This window comes from [Ruminococcus] lactaris ATCC 29176, from assembly GCF_025152405.1.
Classification (GTDB): domain Bacteria; phylum Bacillota; class Clostridia; order Lachnospirales; family Lachnospiraceae; genus Mediterraneibacter; species Mediterraneibacter lactaris.
Genome location: NZ_CP102292.1, coordinates 1,471,278 through 1,496,855, shown reverse-complemented (window position 1 = coordinate 1,496,855; position 25,578 = coordinate 1,471,278). Strand labels below are relative to the sequence as shown.

The 25,578-nt window shown below is 43.2% G+C and carries 22 protein-coding genes and 1 other RNA gene; 18 read left to right on the top strand and 5 right to left on the bottom strand.

All coding sequences use genetic code 11. The features are described from left to right. Positions 1-3: 3 nt before the first annotated feature. The 7 genes from der to rnhA all read left to right on the top strand — a co-directional run bounded on the left by der (position 4) and on the right by rnhA (position 6,721). The gene (gene der, locus NQ541_RS07060; RefSeq protein ID WP_005611763.1) at positions 4-1,332 is read left to right on the top strand and encodes a ribosome biogenesis GTPase Der; all 1,329 of its coding nucleotides are present in this window, start codon (positions 4-6) and stop codon (positions 1,330-1,332) included. Between the two features lie 4 nt (positions 1,333-1,336). Then, positions 1,337-2,005, top strand: a complete 669-nt coding sequence (gene plsY, locus NQ541_RS07055) for a glycerol-3-phosphate 1-O-acyltransferase PlsY (RefSeq protein WP_005611766.1) — start codon at positions 1,337-1,339, stop codon at positions 2,003-2,005. Between the two features lie 2 nt (positions 2,006-2,007). Then, positions 2,008-3,024, top strand: a complete 1,017-nt coding sequence (locus NQ541_RS07050) for an NAD(P)H-dependent glycerol-3-phosphate dehydrogenase (protein ID WP_005611767.1) — start codon at positions 2,008-2,010, stop codon at positions 3,022-3,024. A gap of 65 nt (positions 3,025-3,089) precedes the next feature. After that, positions 3,090-4,562: a stage IV sporulation protein A gene (spoIVA, locus tag NQ541_RS07045; RefSeq protein WP_044940889.1), complete on the top strand. Its 1,473-nt coding sequence runs from the start codon at positions 3,090-3,092 to the stop codon at positions 4,560-4,562. An 80-nt stretch (positions 4,563-4,642) separates the two neighbouring features. Next, positions 4,643-5,464, top strand: coding sequence for a purine-nucleoside phosphorylase (locus NQ541_RS07040; protein ID WP_044940872.1), 822 nt, complete (start codon positions 4,643-4,645; stop codon positions 5,462-5,464). A gap of 16 nt (positions 5,465-5,480) precedes the next feature. Then, entirely contained in the window at positions 5,481-6,221 is a 741-nt protein-coding gene (locus NQ541_RS07035) for an MBL fold metallo-hydrolase (protein WP_005611775.1), read from the top strand. Between the two features lie 23 nt (positions 6,222-6,244). Then, positions 6,245-6,721: a ribonuclease HI gene (rnhA, locus tag NQ541_RS07030; protein WP_005611777.1), complete on the top strand. Its 477-nt coding sequence runs from the start codon at positions 6,245-6,247 to the stop codon at positions 6,719-6,721. 72 nt (positions 6,722-6,793) lie between these two features. On the opposite strand, the gene NQ541_RS07025 is transcribed toward rnhA, so the two are convergent. After that, entirely contained in the window at positions 6,794-10,837 is a 4,044-nt protein-coding gene (locus NQ541_RS07025) for a discoidin domain-containing protein (RefSeq protein WP_005611779.1), read from the bottom strand. 233 nt (positions 10,838-11,070) lie between these two features. Between NQ541_RS07025 and rnpB the strand changes: the two genes are divergently transcribed. Both rnpB and NQ541_RS07015 read left to right on the top strand, forming a co-directional pair. Then, positions 11,071-11,431: RNase P RNA component class A (gene rnpB / locus NQ541_RS07020), an RNA gene on the top strand. A gap of 158 nt (positions 11,432-11,589) precedes the next feature. Beyond that, positions 11,590-12,621: a 3-deoxy-7-phosphoheptulonate synthase gene (locus NQ541_RS07015; RefSeq protein ID WP_005611781.1), complete on the top strand. Its 1,032-nt coding sequence runs from the start codon at positions 11,590-11,592 to the stop codon at positions 12,619-12,621. Positions 12,622-13,386: 765 nt separating this feature from the next. Here NQ541_RS07015 and NQ541_RS07010 read toward each other — a convergent pair. From NQ541_RS07010 to NQ541_RS07000, 3 genes are read right to left on the bottom strand one after another with little or no spacing between them, the layout of a single operon-like run. Then, positions 13,387-13,827 carry an aspartate carbamoyltransferase regulatory subunit gene (locus NQ541_RS07010; protein ID WP_023923067.1) on the bottom strand — a complete coding sequence of 147 codons (441 nt, stop codon included), beginning with the start codon at positions 13,825-13,827 and terminating at the stop codon, positions 13,387-13,389. A 46-nt stretch (positions 13,828-13,873) separates the two neighbouring features. Continuing rightward, the gene (pyrB, locus tag NQ541_RS07005) at positions 13,874-14,794 is read right to left on the bottom strand and encodes an aspartate carbamoyltransferase (RefSeq protein ID WP_023923069.1); all 921 of its coding nucleotides are present in this window, start codon (positions 14,792-14,794) and stop codon (positions 13,874-13,876) included. Between the two features lie 42 nt (positions 14,795-14,836). Further along, complete coding sequence (locus NQ541_RS07000; RefSeq protein WP_005611789.1) at positions 14,837-15,373, bottom strand: nitroreductase family protein; 537 nt, start codon at positions 15,371-15,373, stop codon at positions 14,837-14,839. Between the two features lie 271 nt (positions 15,374-15,644). On the opposite strand from NQ541_RS07000, the gene pheA reads away from it, so the two are divergent. The 3 genes from pheA (at position 15,645) to NQ541_RS06985 (ending at position 19,088) form a co-directional block, all read left to right on the top strand. After that, on the top strand, positions 15,645-16,793 hold the full coding sequence (gene pheA / locus NQ541_RS06995) for a prephenate dehydratase (protein WP_005611791.1): 1,149 nt from the start codon (positions 15,645-15,647) through the stop codon (positions 16,791-16,793). An 82-nt stretch (positions 16,794-16,875) separates the two neighbouring features. Next, positions 16,876-18,168, top strand: a complete 1,293-nt coding sequence (locus NQ541_RS06990; RefSeq protein ID WP_005611792.1) for an ATP-binding protein — start codon at positions 16,876-16,878, stop codon at positions 18,166-18,168. 2 nt (positions 18,169-18,170) lie between these two features. Beyond that, positions 18,171-19,088 (top strand): DUF6612 family protein, encoded by a 918-nt coding sequence (locus NQ541_RS06985; RefSeq protein WP_005611794.1) that lies wholly within the window; start codon positions 18,171-18,173, stop codon positions 19,086-19,088. Between the two features lie 131 nt (positions 19,089-19,219). Here NQ541_RS06985 and NQ541_RS06980 read toward each other — a convergent pair whose 3' ends face one another. Next, on the bottom strand, positions 19,220-20,959 hold the full coding sequence (locus NQ541_RS06980; RefSeq protein WP_023923076.1) for an Rqc2 family fibronectin-binding protein: 1,740 nt from the start codon (positions 20,957-20,959) through the stop codon (positions 19,220-19,222). Between the two features lie 198 nt (positions 20,960-21,157). Between NQ541_RS06980 and NQ541_RS06975 the strand changes: the two genes are divergently transcribed. The 6 genes from NQ541_RS06975 to NQ541_RS06950 all read left to right on the top strand — a co-directional run bounded on the left by NQ541_RS06975 (position 21,158) and on the right by NQ541_RS06950 (position 25,430). Further along, positions 21,158-22,036 (top strand): YicC/YloC family endoribonuclease, encoded by an 879-nt coding sequence (locus NQ541_RS06975; RefSeq protein WP_005611797.1) that lies wholly within the window; start codon positions 21,158-21,160, stop codon positions 22,034-22,036. A 24-nt stretch (positions 22,037-22,060) separates the two neighbouring features. Further along, a complete protein-coding gene (gene gmk / locus NQ541_RS06970; protein WP_005611799.1) occupies positions 22,061-22,696 on the top strand; it encodes a guanylate kinase in 636 nt (211 codons plus the stop codon). Between the two features lie 2 nt (positions 22,697-22,698). Next, positions 22,699-22,947, top strand: coding sequence for a DNA-directed RNA polymerase subunit omega (gene rpoZ, locus NQ541_RS06965; protein WP_005611801.1), 249 nt, complete (start codon positions 22,699-22,701; stop codon positions 22,945-22,947). Between the two features lie 99 nt (positions 22,948-23,046). After that, positions 23,047-24,369 carry a 30S ribosomal protein S12 methylthiotransferase RimO gene (rimO, locus tag NQ541_RS06960; protein WP_005611803.1) on the top strand — a complete coding sequence of 441 codons (1,323 nt, stop codon included), beginning with the start codon at positions 23,047-23,049 and terminating at the stop codon, positions 24,367-24,369. Beyond that, on the top strand, positions 24,366-24,908 hold the full coding sequence (gene pgsA, locus NQ541_RS06955; protein ID WP_005611805.1) for a CDP-diacylglycerol--glycerol-3-phosphate 3-phosphatidyltransferase: 543 nt from the start codon (positions 24,366-24,368) through the stop codon (positions 24,906-24,908). The genes rimO and pgsA overlap by 4 nt, the downstream gene beginning before the upstream one ends. A gap of 3 nt (positions 24,909-24,911) precedes the next feature. After that, a complete protein-coding gene (locus tag NQ541_RS06950) occupies positions 24,912-25,430 on the top strand; it encodes a CinA family protein (RefSeq protein ID WP_005611807.1) in 519 nt (172 codons plus the stop codon). Positions 25,431-25,578: the final 148 nt, after the last annotated feature.

Sequence of the window (25,578 nt, the reverse complement as noted above, 5' to 3'; positions counted from 1 at the left end):
AAGATGAGTAAACCGGTAGTTGCCATTGTAGGGCGTCCGAATGTAGGAAAATCCACACTTTTTAATGTGTTGGCAGGGGAGATGATCTCCATTGTAAAGGATACGCCTGGTGTGACAAGAGACAGAATTTATGCAGATGTGGACTGGCTTGACAGAGAATTTACCCTGATCGATACAGGAGGAATTGAGCCGGACAGCAGAGATATCATTCTCTCACAGATGCGGGAGCAGGCACAGATTGCAATTGATACGGCAGATGTCATTATATTTATTACAGATGTAAAGCAGGGCCTTGTGGACTCGGATTCCAAGGTTGCAGATATGCTGAGAAGATCGGGAAAACCGGTTGTTCTTGTTGTAAATAAGGTTGACAATTTTGACAAGTATATGGCAGATGTATATGAATTTTATAATCTGGGAATCGGAGATCCGATTCCGATCTCTGCTGCTTCAAGACTGGGACTGGGAGATATGCTGGATGCAGTGATCGCCCATTTTCCGGAAAGTGACGGAACAGAAGAGGATGATGACCGTCCGAGAGTGGCAATCGTAGGAAAGCCGAATGTAGGAAAATCTTCTATTATAAACCGTCTGCTGGGAGAGAACAGGGTGATTGTATCAGATATTGCAGGAACGACAAGAGATGCGATTGATACAGAGATTGTTCATAATGGAAAAGAATATGTATTTATTGATACGGCAGGTCTGAGAAGAAAAAATAAGATCAAAGAGGAACTGGAACGATACAGTATCATCCGTACCGTCAGTGCTGTAGAGCGTGCGGACGTCGTGCTGATGGTCATTGATGCTACAGAGGGCGTAACAGAGCAGGATGCAAAGATAGCCGGAATTGCCCATGAAAGGGGCAAGGGAGTTATCATTGTCGTGAATAAGTGGGATGCGATCGAGAAGAATGATAAGACCATGAGAGAGTATGAGGCGAAGATCCGTCAGGTACTTTCCTATATGCCATATGCGGAGATTATGTATGTATCTGCAATGACCGGTCAGAGACTTCCAAAGCTGTATGATATGATTGATATGGTGATAGAAAACCAGACACTCCGTATTGCAACCGGAGTCCTGAATGAGATCATGACGGAGGCAGTTGCGATGCAGCAGCCACCATCGGATAAAGGAAAGAGACTGAAGCTTTACTATATTACGCAGGTAGCGGTGAAACCACCGACCTTCGTTATTTTTGTAAATGATAAGGAACTGATGCACTTCTCATATACGAGATATCTGGAAAATAAGATCAGAGAGGCATTTGGATTCCGGGGAACTTCTTTGAAGTTCTTTATCAGAGAAAGAAAGGAAAAGGATCAGTAGAGTTATGGAACGGATCATTTGTCTGGCAATCGGATATGTCTGTGGACTTTTGCAGAGTGGGTATCTGGTTGGAAAATTACATCATATAGATATCAGAAAGTCCGGCAGTGGAAATGCAGGATCAACGAATGCACTCCGCGTGATGGGATGGAAAGCGGGACTTATGACTTTTACAGGGGATGTGCTGAAGTGTTTTGCAGCAGTACTGATCGTAAGAGGGCTGTATCATGGAAGTAATTGTCTGGCACTTCTGATGATGTATGCCGGAGCAGGAGTTACGCTGGGACATAATTTCCCGTTTTACATGAAGTTTAAAGGTGGAAAGGGAATTGCAGTCATGGCAGCACTGGCGGTAAGCAACTGTTTCTGGCATCTGCCGTACAGTGTGCTGATGTTCTTTATTACACTGGTATTTTTTGCTGTTCCTGTAGTAGTGACAAGATATATTTCACTTGGATCACTGCTGGCGTATGCCGCATTCTTTATAGAAATGGTTGTATTTGGGCAGTTAGGATGGTTTGGAATGGAACAGGCATACCTGTACGAGCTATACATACTGGTATTCCTTCTGACGGCACTTGCATGGTGGCGTCACCGTGCGAATATCAAAAGACTTCTGAACGGAACGGAGAATAAGTTCGGGTCAGGGAAAAGTAAAAGTAAGGAGGGCTGATTATGGCAAATGTAGGAGTACTTGGTGCCGGAAGCTGGGGTACGGCACTGTCCGTTCTTCTTCATGATAACGGACACGAAGTAACGATCTGGTCGATCGATCAGAAAGAAGTTGAAATGCTCAATACCAAAAGAGAGCATGAAGCAAAGCTTCCGGGAGTGAAGCTGGCAAAAGAGGTTGTGATCACGAATGAATTGAATCATGCGATCAATGGAAAAGATTTCCTTGTTCTTGCAGTTCCTTCAATATTCACAAGATCAACAGCAAGGAAAATGAGTCCTTTTGTGGCAGAGGGGCAGATGATTGTAGATGTTGCAAAAGGAATTGAAGAAGCTACATTGATGACACTTTCAGAGCAGATCCATCAGGAAATCCCACAGGCAGATGTTGCCGTTCTTTCAGGACCAAGCCATGCGGAAGAGGTCGGACGGAAACTGCCGACAACGTGTGTGATCGGAGCGAAAACGAAAAAGACAGCGGAGTATCTGCAGTCGATGTTCAACAGCCGTGTCTTTCGTGTTTATACAAGTCCTGATATCCTTGGAATCGAGTTGGGAGGAGCATTGAAGAATGTCATTGCACTTGCAGCCGGAATCGCAGACGGATTAGGCTATGGGGACAATACAAAGGCAGCATTGATTACCCGGGGCATTGCCGAGATAGCAAGACTGGGAATGAAAATGGGTGGAAAGCTTGAAACTTTTACAGGACTGACCGGAATCGGAGACCTGATCGTTACATGTGCCAGTGTCCACAGCAGAAACCGGAAGGCAGGTTATCTGATGGGACAGGGAAAGTCCATGCAGGAGGCAATGGATGAGGTGAACATGGTTGTGGAAGGTGTTTATTCAGCTAAGGCTGCTGCAAGTCTGGCAAAGAAATATGATGTTCCGATGCCGATCGTAGAAGAGATCAACCGAATCCTTTTTGAAGGCAAAGATCCGAAGAAGGCAGTGGATGATCTTATGCTGAGAGAATCAAAGATTGAGAACAGCTCTCTTTTATGGGAAAAAGAATAAAGAAAAATGCATACCTCCCTGCAGTGTGGCATACACTTGTATCAGCACAGCAAGGGGGTATTTTTATGGATTCATTTCAGGTATACAGAGATATAAAAGCACGGACAGACGGCGAGATCTATCTTGGCGTAGTCGGACCGGTACGGACAGGCAAATCAACATTTATTAAAAGATTTGCGGATCTTCTGATCCTGCCGAATCTGACGGATGTACATAAAAAAGAACGAACGAAAGATGAACTGCCACAATCCGCATCAGGTACTACGATCATGACTACAGAACCGAAATTTGTTCCGAAAGAGGCGGTCAGTGTAAAGCTGGGAGAAGATGTGGAAGTGAAGATCCGGCTGGTGGATTGTGTAGGGTATATGGTAGAGGGAGCATCCGGCCACATTGAAAATGGCACAGAACGGCAGGTGAAGACACCGTGGTTTGAGTATGAGATTCCATTTACAAAGGCTGCGGCAATCGGAACGCAAAAGGTGATTCATGACCATGCAACGATCGGACTGGTAGTGACTACGGATGGAAGTGTGACAGAGCTGGCAAGAGAAAATTATATCCCGGCAGAGGAAAAGACCGTTCGGGAATTGCAGGAGATCGGAAAACCGTTTCTGATTATATTGAACTGCCAGAAACCTTATGCAGAAGAGGCAAAATCTCTGAAGGAAGAGCTGCAGGAGAAGTATCAGGCTCCGGTGATCGCAATGAATTGTGAACAGATGAAAGCAGAGGATCTACATGAGATGATGCAGCAGATATTATATGAATTTCCGGTTACAGAAGTGGAATTTTATCTTCCAAAGTGGGTGGAAATGCTGTCGAGAGATCATCGGATCAAGCAAAATCTTCTTGAAAATGTAAAAACTGTCCTGGATGCATTAGGTGATATACGGAGTGCGGTGAACTTGAAAATCCAGCCTCAGGGAGAGTATATTGACCGGATGCAGGTCGAAAAAGTGGAAATGGACAGCGGAAAAGTCTGTGTCAGAATTGGTTTTGATCAGAAGTATTATTACGAAATACTCAGTGAACTGACGGGAACAACGATCAACGGAGAATATGAACTGATCTCAACGATGAAAGAACTTGCAGCGATGAAAGAGGAATTTTCGCAGATCCGGGATGCATTTACCGAAGTAAAAATGAAAGGATACGGGGTTGTATGTCCGAGAAAAGAGGAGATTACGCTGGATGAACCGGTCATGATCAAGCAGGGAAGTAAATTTGGCGTGAAGATACGTTCGGAAGCTCCGTCAATTCACATGATACGTGCGAATATAGAAACTGAGATCGCTCCGATTGTCGGAAATGAACAGCAGGCGGAAGATCTTGTGGAGTATATTAAAAAAGAGAGTGAGACACCACAGGGAGTCTGGGGAACAAATATTTTCGGAAAGTCGATCGAAGAACTGGTGATGGACGGAATGAAAAATAAGATTACTCTGATCGGGGATGAAAGCAGATCCAAGCTGCAGGATTCCATGCAGAAGATTGTAAATGATACAAATGGCGGGCTGATCTGTATTATTATCTGATCTGACCGGAGTGGACAGAACAGTCTGAGTCCGTTATAATAAAGAACAGAAGTTTCTTGTGGGATTTTAAGGAGGAAACGATGAGTATACAGTATGAAAAGCTTGAAAGATGCTATGAATATTATAGAAGTATTGCAGATTTTCACCCCAGAGTCGGTCTGATTCTCGGATCGGGGCTGGGAGGATATGCAAAGAATATGCATGTGGAAAAAGAAATTCCATACCGGGAGATCCCTGATTTCCCGGTTTCCACTGTACAGGGGCATGACGGAAGATTCTTACTGGGATGGATCGGGAAAGTACCGGTCGTTGTCATGAAAGGCAGAGTGCATTATTATGAAGGATATTCGATGGAAGAGGTAGTTCTTCCGGTCAGACTGATGAAAAAGATTGGGATAGAAATTCTGTTTCTGACGAATGCATCCGGTGGAATCAATCCAGAGTTTGCGGCAGGCGATTTTATGATGATCCGGGATCAGATTGCAAGCTTTGTTCCCTCTCCGCTGATCGGACAGAATATAGAGAAACTGGGAACCAGATTCCCTGATATGACTCATATTTATGATGAGGAACTTCAACATCTGATCAGAGAAACTGCAGAGGAAGAAAGAGTACCCCTCCGGGAAGGAGTCTATCTGCAGACTACAGGACCGAATTTTGAAAGCCCGGCAGAGGTTAAAATGTATGGACTTCTGGGGGCAGACGCCGTAGGAATGAGTACAGCCTGCGAGGCGGTTGCGGCAAGACATGCGGGAATCCGTGTATGTGGGATTTCCTGTGTGTCAAATATGGCAAGCGGGATTTCAGGAAAAGAACTGAGCCATCAGGAGGTACAGGCTGTTGCAGATCAGAGAAGTGCAGAATTTGAGCGGCTGGTTACGAAAATTATAGAAAAAATGTAAGGAAGTCAGGAACAGTATGATAAAAGTGACGTATTTAGACCACAGCGGTTTTCTGGTAGAATTAGAAGATGCTTATTTTTTATTTGATTATTATAAAGGCAGATTACCGCAGATTGATCTGGAGAAAAAGATGTTTGTGTTTGTGAGCCATGCACACCATGATCATTATAGAAAGGATATTTTTAATCTGAGAAAGCATTTCAGGGAGATCCGGTATGTTCTGTCATCTGATATCGAGATAAAAGCAGAAAAAGATATCGTTCAGATGCAGCCAAATGAGAAGAAGGAAGTGATGGGAGCAGAGATCAGAACACTTCGATCCACGGATGAGGGAGTAGCCTTTGTTGTTCATTATGCAGGCAAGACGATCTACCATGCTGGGGATCTGAACTGGTGGCACTGGGAAGGGGAACCGGATGAAAAAAATACAGAGATGCGTCGAGCTTATCAGGCAGAAATCAACCGTCTGATGGATGAGAAGATCGATATAGCTTTTGTCCCGGTAGACCCAAGACTGGGAGAACAGTATTGCTGGGGACTTGACTGTTTTATGAAGAGGACAGAAACAAAAGTAGTATTCCCAATGCATTTTTGGGGAAACTACAGTATTTTTAACCGGCTGGCACTGGAAAAATGTGCGAAAGATTATGAAGACCGTATTGTCAGGATTGAAAAGCCAGGGCAGGTATTTCTGTTGGATGAGATGGATGAAAATGACAGGATCCGAGTGAGGTACAGCAGCATTTTACAGCAATAGATAAAAGAAGGAGGAGCGGATAAATGCTTGTAAAAGTTTATACAGATGGTGCAGCAAGGGGAAATCCGGACGGACCGGGAGGTTATGGAGCTGTACTGGAGTATGTGGACGGAAAAGGACAGTTGCATACAAAAGAACTGTCGCAGGGCTATACGAAGACAACGAATAACCGGATGGAACTGATGGCTGTAATCGCAGGACTGGAAGCATTGAACCTGCCATGTACGGTTGAGGTTTATTCAGATTCACAATATGTGGTGAATGCATTTAACCAGCACTGGGTTGACGGATGGATCAAAAAAAGCTGGAAACGTGGAAAGAATGAACCGGTGAAAAATGTGGATCTCTGGAAAAGGCTTCTGGAAGTGAAAAGCCGACATCAGGTTACTTTCCATTGGGTAAAAGGACATGACGGACATCCTCAGAATGAAAGGTGTGACCAGCTTGCAACAACTGCGGCAGACGGGAATGAACTGATCGTGGATGAAGGATTGGAATAAAAAGATAGAAAAAGGGCGTGTGAAAAACTTTCGTTTGTTTCACACGCCCTTTCTGACGGGATCTAAAAGATCTTACTGTTCTTTTTTCTTTTTCAGAATCACGACAGCACTTCCAGATGCAAGCATCAGGAGCATATAAGGAAGAGCAGTGGATGCATCTCCGGTCTTTGCAGCTTTTGATGCAGTATCTTTCTTATCAGCTTTTCCATTTGTGGATGAAGAATTATCGTTCGTTCCATCCTCTTTTTTGCTGTCATCTTTTTTATTGTCGTCTTTCTTATCATCGTTTTTCTTATCGTCGTCTTTCTTGTCATCATCTTTCTTGCCATCATCCGATGTGTCTTTTACGAGTCTGGCAAGATCAAAAGCGGCGATTGCTTCGCTTACCTGTGCCGGAGTAGCATCTGTGTCGGCAAGTACTTCGTTGAGTCTTGCAAGGGCAGCTTTGTAAGCGGCTACAGAATCAGCAGTGTATCCGTCAAAATCAGTTACAGCCTGATCAATCTTCTCCTGAAGCTTAGATTTGTCAGTTACAAGAACTGCATTTGTAAGGGCGGCAATAGCTTCATCAACTTCTGCCTGGGTTGCATCTTCATTTGTAAGAACTTCTTTTGCATTGTCGAGAGCGACTTTGTAAGCAGTTACGGATTCTGATGTATAACCGGTGAAATCAGTTACAGCCTGATTCACGAGTTCCTGAAGAGCCGTCTTATCAGCTTCCGGCTGATCCGGATTCTGAGCAGTATTGGCAATGTCGAATTCAGAAACGGCTACCCATCCGTCACTGGAAGCTTTAGCAACGAATTTTACATACTGAACTTCCTGTGCATTAAAAGTGAATGTCTTCTGAGCTGCATCTGCTGCAAAGGTCTGATCCTGTGCGACAAGTGTCCATTCATCAGAATCGTTTGCTTTAATGTAAAGGTCTGCTTTTGTGACATATCCACTGGCTGTATCTGTTCTAGGAGTAAATGAAAACTGGTTGATCGTGTATTTCTGACCAAAGTTGATCTCTGCATAGAACGAATTGCTGCCTGTCAGTTTATCGGTAGCACCTTTCCAGTTAGAATGCCATCTGGAGGTGTAATCGTTGTCGAACGCATAGCGAAGAAGTCCCTCTACATTGTTATAGGTTGTCTCGGAGTTTGTTGTTCCGGTCCACTTGGACTTATTATACATATCTGCTGCGGTTACATTTACATTATCAATGGTTGCCTGAACCGCATTGGTTTCAGAACCGATACGCTGAAGCGGCAGAGCAAATGTGGCATTTGTAATACCGGATTTCTTGGTTGTACCATTATGGTTAAATTCTCCGGTCGCGTTAGATACGAACTGGCCATTGACATACAGCTTTGTTACCTGCTGCTGGGTCACAATCTTGATATTTACTTTTTCTCCGACCGGTAATGTATAATCGAAGTAATAATCATACAATTCGCGTGTAAATCCGAGTTTTCCGTTGCTCATGATACGGATATCATGAGTTCCGTATGCTGCGTCAGATTCAAACAGAATGTCACCGGATTCTGGTTCAGAAGAAAGTGTGATATCAAAGGAAAGTGCATTTCCATTACCAAGCTGTTCGATCGGTGTTTCTACATAACTCTTATCTCCGGAGAGAACCAGAGCTTTATTCTGTACTTTTGCAGTACTGTCAGAGGCAAGTGTGAGATCTCTGTCATTTTCAGATGTATCATCCAGTCCTTTACCACTGTTGAAATCATAAGATTCATAAATATTATCTACAGAAGACTCCTGATAATATGGGTTGGTGTTCGGACCTGTCCCCATAGATGTGGCAAGGGTATTGAGAGCATCTGCAGAGCCTTTTTCCTGTCCGGTAGCAGCCCATGTCTTTTCCGCGTAAAATGGAAGTGCATCGAAAAATCTCCAGTACAGATCAGATTCAGAAAGTCCGGAAGCACGTTTATCGATATTATCATTCCACAATGCAAAAGCAGCACCAAGCATCTGATCATCACCGGAAGGTACAGCAACGTAACCGCTGGAGGATCTCAGTTTATTTGGTTCAAAAGAACTGAAAATACGGCTTGTATTTAACAGATCTCCATAAGAATTTGCACGGGTTTTACTTCCATCAGGAACCATATAACCATAATCATCAATGGTATTGATCAGATCATATCCCATATTATACATTTCGATTCCATCAGCCCAGTCTTTCGACCAGAGATTCATTTCCACACCGTCGATGGCATCAGCATTGATCTGAGTAATCGGATTGTCTTTGATCCAGGTAAGACCACCCCACATACGGACTGTATTGGTCTGCTTTACATACGGGATGATCGTATTGATAAAGTTACGGTAAGCAGAATAATTGTCAAGAAATTCATCTGCACCGATATGAACGGTTGTCTCACTGTCAAAAGTAGCATCACTTCCGTGAGTATAGTCATCGAAAATCTCCTCGATCTTCTGAACGGTTTCCGTTTTGGAAATATCCAGATGGTCGATGAGAGGCCGGTTGGCACTGGTGGAAGAAGTCTTATTGGTTACTTTCAGTTCCGGCCATACCTTCGTAAAGGAATTTGCATGGGCAGGGACATCAATTTCAGGAACGATATTTACACCAACAGCACGTTCAGTCTGAATAAATTCTTTAAACTCCTTTTTAGAGAAAGAATAATCTTCCGCTGTCGGAGATTCACCGGCATCATTTGTGAGACTGGATTCCAGACGGAATGCATCATATGCATCGAATGCCTGATTTTCCTGATCCAGTTTGCCATAATCTTCCAGCCAGATGTAGTTGTCAGATAAATGCACCTGGAAGTCATTCATTTTATAGTAACGCATGGTTCTTGAGATTTCTTTGAGCATGTCCATGGAGACTGGTTTACGTGCAGCGTCCAGAACAAATCCTCTTGTTGAAAATCTTGGATAGTCCCGCATTGTTCCAATCGAAAATGCATCTGGATTGGATTTGTACATTTGCAGGATTGACTGCATACCATACATATTTCCGACTGTGCTTTCAGAAGCTACATTGATACGGTCAGAAAGAATATTCATAGTATATCCCTCATCACCGAGCAGTTCGTCAGGAGCGGAAAGAGAAAAGTTGAATGCATTTGCTTTTGCATTTCCTTTTACTTTCTGTAATTCAATGCCACTGAAATCTTTGTAATCAGCAATAAATTCATTAACAACATCTTCCAGTGCATTATTATCATAAGTAACAGCAGTGATACTGTCTGTTGCAACGGAATCAGTGCTGTCAGAATACCATTCTGCAATTTCAGGAATAATGGATGGCTTTGTATTTTTTGCAGCATTTGTGGTATGCTGTCCGGCAATCGTGTAGGTGAAATCATCTGTCACCAGTTCTTCACCGGTTTCCTCTTTGGTAATCACGTAGGATACCTTTACGGTCTTATCTGTCAGTGGGTGAACAATCTTTCCATCCCTGGAAATAATCTGCTCAAAATCTGCTCCGTTGATTCTGATGTTAAATCCTTCAGGTACTGTCGGCATTGGAAAATCTGCCACATCGGCAGCAATGGTTGTACCACCGGTGATCATACCGGCTACATCACTGAGAGAATAATCGTTGTTAATAGAACCGTAGATTCCGATTTCATTGATTCCGACATTGACCCAGTTGATCGTTCCTGCATCGGCAGAAAGAATGGTAACTTTCACGTCCGTAGCACTGACCGGAGATGTCAGTTTGATGACTTCTTTTTGCTTTGCTTTTTCCTCTTTCCTGTAAATTTCGGTATAAGTATCGTTGCCGTTGGCAATTTCAACTTTATAACCTAAAATGTTCTGAGCGTCATCGGTTCGCTCAAAGTTAATGTTGATCTGCTGGATCTGTTTGGAAGAACCAAGATTTACATTGATCCATTCATTCGCAGCCAGATTCTGAGCTGTTCCCCAGCGTGTGGTGAGGTCACCATCTACCGCTTTTGAAGGAGAAGTCTTTTCAGGATTATTCGTTGGCTGTTCATAAGAACTTGCAGTAACAGTCTGATTCAATGCAAGGTTTTCCGGTGCTGCAGCAGCAACGGGAATGGCAGGAATCTGAACCATACTGCAGGCAAGAACTGCTGCGAGCAGAGGCTTTTTCATGTCCTTCTTCTTTTTCATAAAACCCTTCCTTCCTTTCTTTTGAATGTACGATATGAAATGAGCAAAATGAGAGAGTTATATATTTACTCATAACAACACATACTTAATTTTATTATATAGGAAATTGGGAGAATGGTCTTGTTGATTTGTCTGTATCAGGCAGGAAAAATTGTATAATTCGGAACAAAATTGCAAGTGGTGAAAAAGTTATAGACTTTTTAATGCTTTCTTAGTATAATTATTTGATGTGCTGAGTAAGACAGACAATCGCGGAGGCAAATGCCGAAAGGCTGCAGACGAGGAAAGTCCGGGCTTCAAAGGGCAGGATGCCGGATAACGTCCGGTGGAGGTGACTCCAAGGCCAGTGCAACAGAAATAAACCGCCACAGTAAAGGTCACTTTTCTGTGGTAAGGGTGGAAAGGCAGTGTAAGAGACTACCGCCTCTCTGGTAACAGCGAGGGCATATGTAAACCCCATCCGAAGCAAGACCGGATAGAAACCATGTGGCTGCCCGTCACGTTTCAGGTAGGTCGCTTGAGCATTGCGGTAACGTGATGCCTAGACAGATGATTGTCCAACGACATAACCCGGCTTATCGTTTTGCTCGGCACGTAAGGAGTTTCAGCTTTGAAACTCCTTTTCTTACATAAGCGGCGATCAGTGGATGATCCTGTCAGAAAAGCAGGATACTGATGAACGCACAAAATCCAGGAATGTGCTTTCTTGGCACTTCTGATCATCAGATAAAATACAACAGGAGGACGATACAATGGGAATGAAGATCAATACGGAACTGCCTTTACCGGCATATCTGAAGGCAAAATATCCGCTGCCGGAAGAACTGGTGAAACTGAAAGCAGAAAGAGATGAGGAGATCAGGTCGATATTTGAAGGAAAATCAGACAAATTTGTTGTGATTGTCGGACCATGCTCAGCAGACAGGGAAGATTCTGTATGCGAATATGTAGACCGACTTGCAAAAGTCAATGAGAAAGTCAGTGATCGTTTGATGATTATTCCACGTATTTATACGAATAAGCCACGAACGACAGGAGAGGGCTATAAGGGAATGCTTCACCAGCCGGATCCTGATCAGGCTCCTAATTTATTAGAAGGAATCATTGCAATCAGAAAGATGCATATCCGTGCCATGAAAGAAAGCGGACTGACGGCAGCAGATGAGATGCTGTATCCAGAGAACAGAAGTTACCTGGATGATATTCTTTCATACGAAGCAATCGGTGCCAGGTCAGTTGAAAATCAGCAGCATCGTCTGACAGCCAGTGGAATGGACATCCCGGTAGGAATGAAAAATCCGACCAGTGGAGATTTTTCAGTCATGTTAAATTCAGTGATTGCGGCACAGAGTTCCCATAATTTTATTTACAGAGGAATGGATGTGTCAACGGATGGAAATGATCTGGCACATGTGATCCTGCGTGGAGGAGTAGACAAGTACGGAACGTGTATCCCGAACTACCATTATGAAGATCTTGTCCGACTTGTGGAAGTATATGGACAGAAAAATCTGAAGAATCCGGCTGCCATCATTGATGCAAATCATTCTAACTCAAATAAGCAGTTTAAAGAGCAGATCCGTATTGTAAGCGAGGTTCTCCACAGCAGAAGATATAACGAGGATGTAAAGAAGATGGTGAAAGGTGTGATGATCGAGAGCTACCTTGAAGAAGGAAATCAGAAAATCTCAGATCATATGACATATGGCAAGTCTATCACAGATCCATGCCTTGGATGGGAAGATACAGAGCAGTTGATCTATAAGATTGCGGAGGAGTGTTAAATTTGTATTTGTTGGAATGAAAATATCTCGGCAGTAGAAAGTATCTGATGAAAAAACGTTCATATCCGCCCTTGTTGTTGCATCGCAGTGCAGGACCCGCTTTACCTCAGCCCGTTGACAACTTGTAACAGGAACGTGGAAACACTCGTGCAGAGGCACTCCTGTTTACGTTCCTTAACAAGTTGGGCAAAGTGTCTTCGGAACGCTCCCTGTCAATGCACTGCTCACGCAACAGCAAGGGCGGATATTAGGCTTTTCAAATCAGAAAATTTTCCCTCATGCCAGAACATTTTCTCTCAACAAAGACGAAATTCCAATAAGAAATAAAGAGCCGGATGGCTATCGACTAGGATAAAGGATTTGTCAAATAGTAAATATCATATCTACTGTCTAATATTTACGATCGAATATCTTAGTCAATAGCCATCCGGCTTTTTTCTATTCTTTTTAAATTTGCATTGTTGAGTGAATACGCTGTGGAGCTAAAAACTTCTTATCGAGATGGTCAGCGGAAAGCAGGGTGTTCCTGAGCAGGTGCATTAGCAGGGAGCGTTCCGAAGACACTTTGCAGCGTTTGTTAGAGAAAGTAAATCGAGTGCCTTTGCACGAAGATTTCCACTTTCGAGTTACAAACGGTCAACGGGCTGAGGTAAAGCGGGCTTGCACCGCGAAGGAATATCCCTGCTTTCTGCGTCCGATTCGCCACAAAGAAGTCTTTTTCTTTACAAGCGTATCCCCCCAACAACTACAAATTTAATGAGCAATTTAATTCCTCTGATACTTCTCCTCGCAATATTTACACCGGTACACCTGGTTCTCTTCATCAGTCAGGACGAAAATATGATCCAGCCCCTGCTCGATAGAAGTGATGCAGCGGGGATTTTTACAGCGGATGATATTTTTGATCTCACGCGGAAGTTTCAACGGTTTTTTTGAAATAATCTTTCCATCTTCTATGATATTTACAGTGATATTATGATCGATGAAACCGAGAATATCCAGATCCATGAAGTCGATCGGGCATTCAATCTTCATGATATCCTTTTTCCCCATCTTATTACTTTTTGCATTTTTGATAATAGCAACGCAACAGTCCAGCTTGTCAAGGTGAAGATATTTATAAATCTCCATGCTCTTTCCGGCTTCAATATGATCCAGTACAAATCCCTCGGAAATCTTTCCTACAGTTAATGTATTTTCTACCATTTCAGGTACTCCTTTCATTATGTATGGTTGTCAGTCGTAAAATCGGTCAGTCTACGTGAATGTCCAGCAGGGTAAGGATCAGTGCCATACGCACATAGACACCATACTGTACCTGACGGAAATAAGCGGCACGCGGATCGTCATCGACTTCAACAGCAATTTCATTTACTCTTGGAAGTGGATGGAGAACATACATATCTTCCGGTGCAAGAGCCAATTTTTCCTGATCTAATACATAAAAATCTTTCATACGAACATAATCTTCTTCATTGAAAAAACGCTCTTTCTGTACGCGTGTCATATAGAGGATATCCAGTTTTGGAAGAGCGTCTTCAAGACGGACTACTTCCTCGTATGGGATCTGTTGTCTGTCCAGGACATCCTGACGGATATACTCGGGAAGTCTTAATTCTTCCGGAGAAATGAGGACAAATCGGATTCCTTCATATCGAACCAGTGCGTTGATCAGAGAATGGACAGTGCGTCCAAATTTCAGGTCTCCACAGAGACCGATCGTCATATTGTTAAGACGTCCCTTTAAATTGCGGATCGTCAAAAGGTCTGTCAGCGTCTGGGTTGGATGCTGGTGTCCGCCATCACCGGCATTGATGATCGGAATAGTAGAATACTGGCTTGCAACGATCGGTGCTCCTTCTTTTGGGTGACGCATGGCACAGATGTCTGCATAGCAGGAAATGACACGGATGGTATCAGAAACGCTCTCACCTTTTGATGCAGAGCTGGAGTCGGCAGAGGAAAATCCCATAACACTTCCACCAAGATTCAGCATTGCGGCTTCATGGCTCAGACGGGTACGGGTACTCGGTTCATAGAAGAGTGTAGCAAGTTTTTTCCCATCGCATGCATGGGCATATTTTTTTGGATTTGCTTCAATGTCCTGTGCCAGGTCAAGAAGCTGGTCTAATTCTTCCACTGAAAGATCAAGTGGGCTTATCAAATGTTTCATCAGGAAACCTCCTTGTATCATAGAATTGTAAAAATGTATATCTTATCGGAACTGTAATAAATCATCCACGCTCTTTCTTTTTGGAGCTTCCGGATCGATGTCAGGCCAACCAACAGCAATGAGTGCTGCAAGTTCGCGTTCTTCTGGAATCTCTAAAAGTTCTGTAATCTTGTCTTCATCAAAAATGCCCATAATGACAGTGCCAAGCCCTTTCTCTTTTGCAGCAAGGCAGAAAGTCTGACAGGCAGCTCCTGTATCGAACATCTGCCAACGGTCTTCTTTTTTTGTAGAATAAGAACCGTCACGCTCAAAACCGCACCTTCCTTTAATAAAAGTAACGGCAATCAGCATGGGAGACTGCTGTATGATATTGGAATTATATACCGGGGTACAATCATCTGCGATTTTTTTAAGAATAGAAGAATCATCAATTGCGATATAACGGGTGATCTGAGTATTTTTCCAAGAAGGAGAATAGGATGCCATAGATACGATCGATTCGATCAAAGAGTGATCGACGGGATCAGGCTTGTATTTTCGGATACTTCTGCGAGTTGTAATGCATTCATTCACATTCATAATATAACCCTCCTTTTTAATTGATATTGCATTGTGACCGGTTACAGGAGATCCACGGCGGAAACCTGTAAAGATCTGATCTATTTTCTGTATAATGATATACTAAATTGGCGGTGGTTTCAAGAGCAAATTAAAGTATATGAGAAAGAATATAAGGGGAGATTTTCCCTCATTTCAGGGAACGTTCATTCTCCGATTAGAAATCTGTCGTAGATTTTAAAGAAAAAATGTATTATACTAAAAATCAGTATGTGCAAAGGAGAAGAAAGATATGGCAACACTGGAAGAATTGAGAAACCAGCTTGATGAGATTGATAACCGTATGGCAGAGTTATATCAGATGAGAATGGATGTCTGCCAGCAGGTAGGTGAATATAAAGTAAAAGCCGGAAGAAAAGTCTATGACCGTCAGAGAGAAAAAGACAAACTGGCAGATGTGGCTTCAAAAGTGCAGGGAGAATTTAATAAGAAGGGAATTAAAGAACTGTATTCTCAAGTGATGTCGATGAGCCGGAAACTTCAGTACCAGAGACTGGTAGAGGCAGGAGCATTAGGGCGGTTACCGTTTATTCAGATTCATTCCCTGGATAAAGAAAATGCAAGAGTCGTATTTCAGGGAACAGAGGGGGCTTACGGGCAGGCTGCAATGAACCAGTTCTTCGGGGAGGATGTGAATTGCTTTCATGTAAGGACATTCCGGGATGCGATGGAGGCAATTGAAGAAGGCTCTGCGGATTTTGCAGTTCTTCCGATTGAAAATTCTTCGGCAGGTCCGGTGAACGAGATGTATGATCTGCTGGATGAATTTGAAAATTATATTGTAGCAGAGACGATCCTTCCGGTTGTTCATACTCTTTCAGGGCTTCCGGGAACAAGGTTAAGCGAGATTAAGAGGGTGTATTCTAAGGCAGAAGCACTGATGCAGACAACCCGATTCCTGGATGACCATTCAGACTGGCAGAGGATCAGTGTTGTAAATACAGCGATCGCAGCAAAAAAAGTACTGGAAGACCAGGATAAGGCACAGGCTGCAGTGTGCAGTACTTATGCAGCGAAAATTCATGGACTGGAAGTACTGGTGGATGAGATTAATGATGAGGCAGATAATTCAACCAGGTTTATCGTGGTTACAAACCAGAAGATCTTTCTGAAAGATGCAAGCAAGATCAGTATCGAGTTTGAACTCCCTCATGAAAGCGGTTCACTGTATAACATTCTTTCACATTTTATTTATAATGATCTGAATATGACAAAAATCGAGTCAAGACCGGTCGAGGGCAAGCAGTGGGAGTACCGTTTCTTTGTAGATTTTGATGGAAATCTGGAAGATGCGGCAGTGAAGAATGCAATCAGAGGTCTGCGGGAAGAGGCAAGAAATCTCCGGATTTTGGGAAATTATTCCATAGACGGACAGATCTGAGAAAAAGAGCCTGCTGATCAGAATACTATTTTAAGCACAGAGACACAAAAGAAAGACGGAAGCTGGAAAAGAGGTTATAAAAATGCGGACAAATGAACTGATGCTGTATAAGAACATGGAATATGGTGAGATTCTGAAAGATATTACCTTTCTGATCGACCATTATGAAAGTGAGTATTACAACAGGGAAGACTTAAGAGCATTGTTATTTGATTGTATCAATGAACTGCTGGAACTGTCAGTAAGTCATGGATTTGAGGGAAATCTCTGGCATACTTATCTTACCTTTCTTCTTGCCAGTGATGAGAATGCATACAGCACATCCTGTGAGATTGTGGGAGAAGTAAAAGGAAGTATCAATGAGATTGCATTGCATGATTTTAAAATATTTAAGGAATTATTTGACTATGATTTCAGTGCGATGGAAAAAAGTCTGGATGCAGAATGTCTGCAGGTCATTCTAGATTATCAGAAATGTAATGTCGGTGGGAAGGTTTTTAACCGCAGGATACGGGATCGGATCTGCACTTTGAGCTGCGACCTTGGTACAGCACAGGATGAAAAAGAGTTTAAAGTGATCCTGACACAGTTCTACAAAGAATTTGGTGTAGGTAAACTGGGTCTGCACAAGGCATTCCGGGTGGAGCATCCGGAGCATGAAGAAGTTCAGATCGTGCCGATCACGAATATTGCACATGTGCATCTGGATGATCTTGTTGGATATGAAAATGCAAAAAAGAAGCTGATCGATAATACAAAAGCATTTGTGGAAGGGAAAAAAGCAAATAACTGTCTTTTGTTCGGAGATGCGGGAACAGGAAAGTCCTCTTCAATTAAGGCAATCCTGAACCAGTATTATGATCAGGGACTGCGTATGATCGAAGTGTATAAGCATCAGTTTCAGGATCTGAATGATGTTATTGCTCAGATCAAGAACAGAAACTACAAGTTTATTATTTATATGGATGACCTTTCTTTTGAGGAGTTTGAGATTGAATATAAATATCTGAAAGCTGTGATCGAGGGAGGCCTTGAAAAAAAGCCGGAAAATGTACTGATCTATGCGACTTCCAACCGTCGTCATCTGATTCGCGAGACATTTAAAGACAAGCAGGATCGGGATGAAGACATGCATACAAATGATACGGTACAGGAAAAGCTGTCACTGGTAGCAAGATTCGGAGTAACGATTTATTTCGGTTCACCGGATAAAAAAGCATTTCAGGAGATTGTAAGGACGCTCGCCATTAAAAATGGAATCAGTCTGCCGGAAGAGGAACTTCTTCTGGAAGCAAATAAATGGGAGTTATCTCATGGAGGACTTTCAGGAAGAACAGCTCAGCAGTTTATTGATTATCTGTCCGGACAGGAGTGAGTATGACAGACAAAAAAATACCAGTATCCAGCAAAAGATATAAAAGGGAGTGCAGATATAAGACCGGGTATGAGGGCAGACTGGAATACAGAGGCGAAGGCAGACAGGAATATAGGTGCAAAGTGGCAGCCATTCTGCTGCTCTTTGTACTGACCGGGATGCTGGCAGGATGCAGCGGAAGGATGACACCGAAGAGGCTGCTGGCGGACATGGAAGAAAATATGCAGAACGTCACGTCATCAGCAAATCATGTTGAAGTAGCGATCCAGATGGAAGATGTGCTGGACATAAGAAATGTCAATATGGCACTGGATCTTGAGAATACGACACAGCCACCTGCCGGATATGCAAAGGGAACCGCCAAAGTAAAGATCAAGAATGCACAGGTTTCAGCCGACCTGGAGATCTATCAGGTTCAGGAAGATGGAAAAGCGGTAACGTACAGCAGAACCAATGATAGCTGGGTGAAGGAAACGACAGGGGACAGCTCCGAGAGTCATCTTGGAGTGGACGGTGATATTTTCAGGCAGGAAGGCAAAGCAATGGAATCTTTTCATCTTGCAAAGAAGACTGTGAAAGAAGATGGAAAAGAATGTTATCAGATGTACGGGGATGTGACCGGAACAGAGCTGATGGGCATTCTTGGAAAAGATATGGTCAATGCTTTTCACCTGGTAGAACTTCCGGATGAAGATGCAATCAGGGAGTTGAAAATCCCGGTGATTTTTGAAATTTATAAAGATGAGATGCTGCCGGCAAGGATCCTGGTGGATATGAGTGATGTCCTGAATGAACTCTATGAATCCTATGGAGAGACAAGCAAAGTGAATCTTTATTCGATCGATCTGAAGTTTACAGATTTTGATCAGGTGGATGCCATTGAAGTTCCTGAGGAAGTAAAAGAAGCAGCGGGAGAATAAAACCACAGAACAGAACCCGGAGAAAGACCGGGAATTTTGTTCTGTGGTTTTTATATGGCAGAAAAATGCCAGGATATGTTCTTCTTCAGATGGTAGATCGGAGAATCTCGGTATAGAACCGGTTGAAAAATTTAATCAGCACATAGCCGGATCTGACTGATGTTGCTGTCGATGACCATAGAATAATTCGTATAATATACGACAAATCCGGGCTTGCCTCCACCAGGCTTTTTGACCTGTTTCTTCTCAACATAGTCGATCTCTACTTTGTCAGAACCACGCATACTGGAATAATAAGCAGCAAGCCGTGCTGCTTCTTCAAAAGTAGTATCAGGCAGTTCAGCTCCATTGGTTCGGACGATGACGTGAGAACCCGGAGCCTGCTTTGCATGGAACCACCAGTCATTCCCAACTGCAAAATGGAAAGTGAGCTGGTCATTCTGCAGATTATTTTTACCGACATAGATATGGAAACCGTCACTGGAGATATAGTGGAGCGGTTTATTTTTTATTTTGACTTTCTTTTTTGTATATCTGCGGCGGATGTATCCTGAATTGGTCAGTTCTTCTTTGATCTCAGCGAGATCATTCTCAGTCAGGGCAATGTCCAGTGCAGTCTGTACAGATTCGAGATAGGAGATCTCTTCGGCAGTCTCTTTGCAAAGAACCGTCAGTGCTTCAAAAGTACGTTTCTGCTTATTGTATTTTGCAAAATACCGCTGTGCATTTTCCTGCGGTGTCCTGACGGGGTCTAACGGGATGGATACTATTTCATTTGTATAATAGTTGAGAGCTTCCAGTTTTTTTTCACCGGGAGCAACATTGTATCCATAAGTATTGATCAATTCCCCGTAAACCTTATACTTATCCCGGCTTTCGGTATCTTTTAACTGGCGGAGTTGGAGATCGTATTTTTTACGGTTCCGTTCCAGTGCAGTCTGTACGACATGACGCAGATCTGCGGATTTCTGGCGGATACGGGTAAGCTGGTTCCTGGTTGCATAATAGGTCTCAAGGACCTGTGAAATCGAAGAAAACTCCTTCGGCATATAATTGGAAAAATGGGACAGAGGGAGTGCTGCAAATTCCTTTGGCTCTGATCCGTTAAAATAAATAACCGGTGTGAAAGTATGCTCCTTTACAGCAGACAGATAAATAGAAAACTGCGTGTAAAGATGCAGCAGAAGATCCTCAGAATATTCTTTGGCGGCGATAGAGGAATCCATTTCTGCCAGAGAGCAGATCTCTTCTGCAGTGACCGGACTGATCCCGGTAAAGCTTGTATAGATTGCTTTTGACACAGGCATCGGTTTCCTGGTCAGATGTGAGGAAAATTCTTCAAAGGACACGGTCAGAGGATCTGCCTTGGACATCGTGTCTGGTACAAAATAATCCCGTCCGGGAAGAACCTCACGTACAGAACTCATCTGTGCGGAAACGTGCTTGATACTGTCAATGATCTTTCCGTCCTCTGAACAAAAGATAATATTGCTGTGCTTTCCCATGATCTCTATGATCAATTCCTTCCGGCAGAGATCACCCAGTTCGTCCAGATGCTCAATCTTAAAGTGAATGATCCGTTCCAGTCCCGGCTGATAAATGTCGACGATTCTGCCACCACTGATATGCTTTCGCAGTAACATGCAGAAATTAGGTGCGGTCATAGGACTTGGCTTGTTGGTATCAGTAAGATAAAGCAGCGGAAGAGAAGCATCGGCAGAAATCAGCAGACGATACTGCCCGGATGCTGACTTCACAGTGAGAAGAAGTTCATCTGTCTCAGGCTGTGCAATCTTGGAAATTCTTCCATTTATAAGTTTTTCTTTTAATTCATACGCGAGATTCGCGACAACGATTCCGTCAAATGCCATTTCAGATTCCTCATTTCTTATAAGTCTGAAATCAGTATAGCACAGAATCTGAAAAACTTCAAAAAAGACCTGTTGACCAATAAGGAAAAGTAGGAGTATAATAAATAAGATTATAGACATGAAGGCAGACGGATTTGAACGAGACGTTTAAACCGTTTCTTTTATGGGAAAAATGAGAATTACAGAGGATGAATAATTATGATCAAAAGCATGACCGGTTTTGGCAGATGCGAGGTTCAGAAGGAGAACAGAAAGTTTACCGTGGAACTGAAAAGTGTGAACCACCGTTATCTGGATGTAAATATCCGTATGCCAAAGAAACTGAATTTTTTTGAGACATCGATCCGTACTCTGCTGAAATCTTATGCGAGCAGAGGGAAAGTAGATATTTTTATTACTTATGAAGATGCATCGCAGTCCCAGGTTTCTGTCAGATATCATGCAGGAATTGCCGGAGAGTATCTGAAGTATCTTCAGCAGATGGAGACAGAATTTGGTCTGGAGAATGATATCCGTGTATCTTCACTTGCACGTTTCCCTGAAGTTTTTACAATGGAAGAGCAGGCAGAGGATGAGGATAAATTGTGGAATGGACTGAAAGAAGCATTAGAGGGAGCATTCCGTCAGTTTGTTGAAACCAGGACAGCAGAAGGCGAGAATCTGAAAAAGGATCTTCTTGAAAAACTGTCTTATCTTGAATGTCAGGTAGGAAAAGTGGAAGAGCGTTCTCCGCAGATCGTTGCAGAGTATCGTGCAAAGCTGGAGGCAAAGGTGAAAGAGCTTCTGGAAGATGTGCAGATCGATGAAAGCAGGATCGCAGCAGAGGTAATTTTATTTGCAGATAAGATCTGTACCGATGAAGAGGTAGTGAGACTGAAAAGCCACATTCAGCATATGAGGTCGACTTTGGAAGAAAAGGAAGGAATCGGAAGGAAACTTGATTTTATTGCACAGGAGATGAACCGTGAGGCGAATACGATTCTTTCCAAAGCCAATGATCTGGAAGTATCGAATCTAGCAATCGAACTGAAGACTGAGATTGAGAAGATCAGGGAGCAGATCCAGAATATAGAGTAGTTTGAGAAAAAGAGGAACGGGATTATGGACAAAAAAGGTATATTGATCGTTGTATCAGGATTTTCGGGTTCAGGGAAAGGAACTCTGATGAAAGCTCTTATGAAAAAATATCCTGAGAATTATGCACTTTCTATTTCGGCAACCACCAGGCAGCCAAGAGAAGGCGAGACAGATGGGAAAGAGTATTTTTTCATTTCAAAAGAGGAATTTGAAAAAATGATTGCCAACAGCGAACTGATAGAGTATGCTAAATATGTGGAAAATTACTACGGCACTCCGCGTGATTATGTAGAAAGGCAGTTGGAATCCGGAAAGGATGTGATCCTGGAGATTGAGATTCAGGGGGCATTGAAAGTAAAAAAGGCTTTCCCGGATACGTTGCTTTTATTCATCACTCCGCCGACAGCACAAGAGCTGAGAAGCCGTCTGGTCGGAAGGGGAACAGAGACGCTGGATGTGATCGAGTCAAGAATGGATCGTGCCTGTGAAGAAGCAGAAGGAATGGATCAATACGATTATCTGATCGTGAATGATGATCTGGACACCTGTGTGGAGGAGGTTCATCAGATTATCCGTGGCGAGCATCACCGTAGTACCAGAAATACAGGATTTATGGAAAAGATCAAAGAAGATCTGAACAGTTTGAAAGGAGAAAAATAAATATGCTGCATCCATCTTATACAGACCTGATGAAGGTCGTGAACAAAGACGTTGAAGAGGGAGAATCCAAGATCGTCAACAGCCGTTATTCTATCGTAATGGCTACATCCAAAAGAGCAAGACAGTTGATCGCCGGAGAGCTTCCATTAGTTCCTGCTAAGAATGGAGATAAACCACTTTCAATAGCGATTGAAGAGCTGAATGAAGGTAAATTAAAGATCATGGCTGAGAATGCGGAGGAAGAAGAGTAAGAAGGTCGGGGGCAGATGCGAAAAATGTATCTGCTCTTTTTACGCAGAACGCAGATGTGAAAATAAAAAATAGATACATCATGGAGGTTACAGATTTATATGAAGATACTTTTTATCTCTCTGGGATGCGACAAAAACCTGGTTGATACAGAGGTTATGCTGGGATTACTGGCATCCAAAGGATATGAGATGACAGATGATGAGCAGGAAGCGGATATTATCGTGATCAATACCTGCTGCTTTATTCATGATGCCAAGGAAGAAAGTATTCAGAATATCCTAGAGATGGCAGAACTGAAAAAAGAAGGAAAAGTAAAAGCACTGATCGTGACGGGGTGCATGGCAGAGCGTTATAAAGATGAGATTCTGGAAGAAATACCGGAAGTAGACGAAGTACTTGGAACGACGGCATATGATAAAATACTGGATGCGGTAGATGCAGCACTTGAAGGAAATCAGGAAGTGATCCTTTCGGATATTGATGCACTGCCACTGCCGGAGACAAAGCGTCTTGTTACAACCGGAGGACATTTTGCCTATCTGAAGATCGCAGAGGGATGTGACAAGCATTGCACATATTGTATTATTCCAAAAGTAAGAGGAAATTATAGGAGTGTTCCGATGGAGCGTCTTGTGAATGAAGCCAGGGAACTGGCAGAGCAGGGGGTAAAAGAGCTGATCCTTGTGGCACAGGAGACGACGCTGTATGGAAAGGATCTTTATGGAGAAAAGTCACTGCATAAGCTGGTCAAAGAATTGTGTAATATCAGCGGAATCCGATGGATCCGTATTTTATACTGTTATCCGGAAGAGATTACAGATGAACTGATCCAGGTGATGAAGGAAGAACCGAAAGTCTGCCATTATCTTGATCTTCCGATCCAGCATGCGAATGATACGATTCTGAAGCGGATGGGCAGAAGGACTACGAAGCAGGAACTGGTTCATATAGTGGAAAAGCTGAGAAGTGAGATTCCTGATATCTGTCTGCGTACAACACTGATCACAGGATTCCCGGGAGAAACCGCAGAACAGCATGAAGAACTGATGCAGTTTGTGGACGAGATGGAGTTTGACCGTCTGGGAGTCTTTACTTATTCGCCGGAAGAGGATACACCGGCAGCAGGAATGCCGGAGCAGATCGAAGAAGAAGTAAAAGAAGACCGGCAGGCAGAGATCATGGAACTGCAGCAGGAGATCGCATTTGACAAGGCGGAAGACATGATCGGAAGAGAGGTTCTGGTTATGATCGAAGGAAAAGTTGCTGATGAAAATGCATATGTCGGAAGAACTTACAGAGACGCTCCGAATGTTGACGGATTGATTTTTATCAATACAGATGAAGAGTTACTTTCAGGTGATTTCGCAAGAGTAAAAGTAACAGGTGCTTTGGATTATGATTTGATAGGAGAGTTATTATGAATTTACCAAATAAGCTGACAGTATTACGGGTGATCATGGTACCATTTTTTGTGTTTTTTATGCTGACGGACGTAGGAGGGGCGGCAAATAAGTGGATTGCTCTGGCAATTTTTGTGATTGCAAGTCTGACAGATATGCTGGACGGAAAGATTGCAAGAAAGTATAATCTTGTGACGAATTTTGGAAAATTTATGGATCCGCTGGCAGATAAGCTGCTGGTATGCTCCGCAATGATCTGCCTGATCCCTTCAGGAAAGCTGCCGACAGCGATCGTGATTGTTATCATTGCAAGAGAATTTATCATCAGTGGATTCCGGCTGGTTGCATCAGACAACGGAATTGTGATCGCAGCAAATTACTGGGGAAAATTTAAGACCGTATCTCAGATGGCGATGATCATTGTACTGATCGCGGATCTTGGAGGAGCTTTTGATCTGATCGGACAGATCCTGATCTGGCTGGCTCTTGCCCTGACGATCATTTCACTGATTGATTATGTATGGACGAACAGACAGGTTCTGACGCAGGGAGGCATGTAACAGATGTATCTGGAATGGTATTTAAAGGAGCAGGCTGCAGGAGAAAAGACGCTGGAAGAGACTGTGGTTGAACTTCTGGCAGAAAAAGGATTCCATATAACGACGGCAGAATCTTGTACCGGTGGGATGATCGCAGGCACTCTGGTCAATGTTGCCGGAGCATCGGAGGTACTGAATGAAGGATATGTTACTTATTCCAATGAGGCAAAAGAACGTCTGGTGAGGGTCTCACATCAGACTCTGGGGCAGTTTGGAGCAGTCAGTGAACAGACTGCACGGGAGATGGCAGAAGGGGCAGCAAGGGCAGCAAAAGCAGAAGCTGCACTGAGTGCCACCGGGATTGCCGGTCCGGGAGGCGGAACAGCGGAAAAACCGGTGGGACTGGTTTATATCGGCTGTTATCTGAATGGAAAGACTACAGTGAAAGAATGCCGGTTTACGGGAAACCGGATGGAAAACCGGCTGCATACAGTAGAAACGGCACTTGAAATATTAAAAGAAAGATTGCTTACAGAAGAGTAAGGGTGGAAAATGTCAGATTTATAAAAAATCTGGCATTTCTTAGTGAAAATCTTGTCAAAGTAATGATTGACGAATGAGGTAAATTGTGCGAAAATAAATACATATGGTGCAATGAGAAAAGTGTGCGGCAGGTGGCACACCTTTTTCT

Coding starts and splice junctions, on each gene's coding strand:
- NQ541_RS07035 (WP_005611775.1), top strand. CDS start 5,481: ATGATAAAAGTGACGTATTTAGACCACAGCGGTTTTCTGGTAGAATTA.
- rpoZ (WP_005611801.1), top strand. CDS start 22,699: ATGCTGCATCCATCTTATACAGACCTGATGAAGGTCGTGAACAAAGAC.
- pyrB (WP_023923069.1), bottom strand. CDS start 14,794: ATGAAACATTTGATAAGCCCACTTGATCTTTCAGTGGAAGAATTAGAC.
- NQ541_RS07015 (WP_005611781.1), top strand. CDS start 11,590: ATGGGAATGAAGATCAATACGGAACTGCCTTTACCGGCATATCTGAAG.
- NQ541_RS06980 (WP_023923076.1), bottom strand. CDS start 20,959: ATGGCATTTGACGGAATCGTTGTCGCGAATCTCGCGTATGAATTAAAA.
- NQ541_RS07010 (WP_023923067.1), bottom strand. CDS start 13,827: ATGGTAGAAAATACATTAACTGTAGGAAAGATTTCCGAGGGATTTGTA.
- NQ541_RS06985 (WP_005611794.1), top strand. CDS start 18,171: ATGACAGACAAAAAAATACCAGTATCCAGCAAAAGATATAAAAGGGAG.
- NQ541_RS07040 (WP_044940872.1), top strand. CDS start 4,643: ATGAGTATACAGTATGAAAAGCTTGAAAGATGCTATGAATATTATAGA.
- der (WP_005611763.1), top strand. CDS start 4: ATGAGTAAACCGGTAGTTGCCATTGTAGGGCGTCCGAATGTAGGAAAA.
- NQ541_RS07050 (WP_005611767.1), top strand. CDS start 2,008: ATGGCAAATGTAGGAGTACTTGGTGCCGGAAGCTGGGGTACGGCACTG.
- NQ541_RS06975 (WP_005611797.1), top strand. CDS start 21,158: ATGATCAAAAGCATGACCGGTTTTGGCAGATGCGAGGTTCAGAAGGAG.
- NQ541_RS07025 (WP_005611779.1), bottom strand. CDS start 10,837: ATGAAAAAGAAGAAGGACATGAAAAAGCCTCTGCTCGCAGCAGTTCTT.
- plsY (WP_005611766.1), top strand. CDS start 1,337: ATGGAACGGATCATTTGTCTGGCAATCGGATATGTCTGTGGACTTTTG.
- pheA (WP_005611791.1), top strand. CDS start 15,645: ATGGCAACACTGGAAGAATTGAGAAACCAGCTTGATGAGATTGATAAC.
- rnhA (WP_005611777.1), top strand. CDS start 6,245: ATGCTTGTAAAAGTTTATACAGATGGTGCAGCAAGGGGAAATCCGGAC.
- NQ541_RS06990 (WP_005611792.1), top strand. CDS start 16,876: ATGCGGACAAATGAACTGATGCTGTATAAGAACATGGAATATGGTGAG.
- pgsA (WP_005611805.1), top strand. CDS start 24,366: ATGAATTTACCAAATAAGCTGACAGTATTACGGGTGATCATGGTACCA.
- gmk (WP_005611799.1), top strand. CDS start 22,061: ATGGACAAAAAAGGTATATTGATCGTTGTATCAGGATTTTCGGGTTCA.
- NQ541_RS06950 (WP_005611807.1), top strand. CDS start 24,912: ATGTATCTGGAATGGTATTTAAAGGAGCAGGCTGCAGGAGAAAAGACG.
- spoIVA (WP_044940889.1), top strand. CDS start 3,090: ATGGATTCATTTCAGGTATACAGAGATATAAAAGCACGGACAGACGGC.
- rimO (WP_005611803.1), top strand. CDS start 23,047: ATGAAGATACTTTTTATCTCTCTGGGATGCGACAAAAACCTGGTTGAT.
- NQ541_RS07000 (WP_005611789.1), bottom strand. CDS start 15,373: ATGAATGTGAATGAATGCATTACAACTCGCAGAAGTATCCGAAAATAC.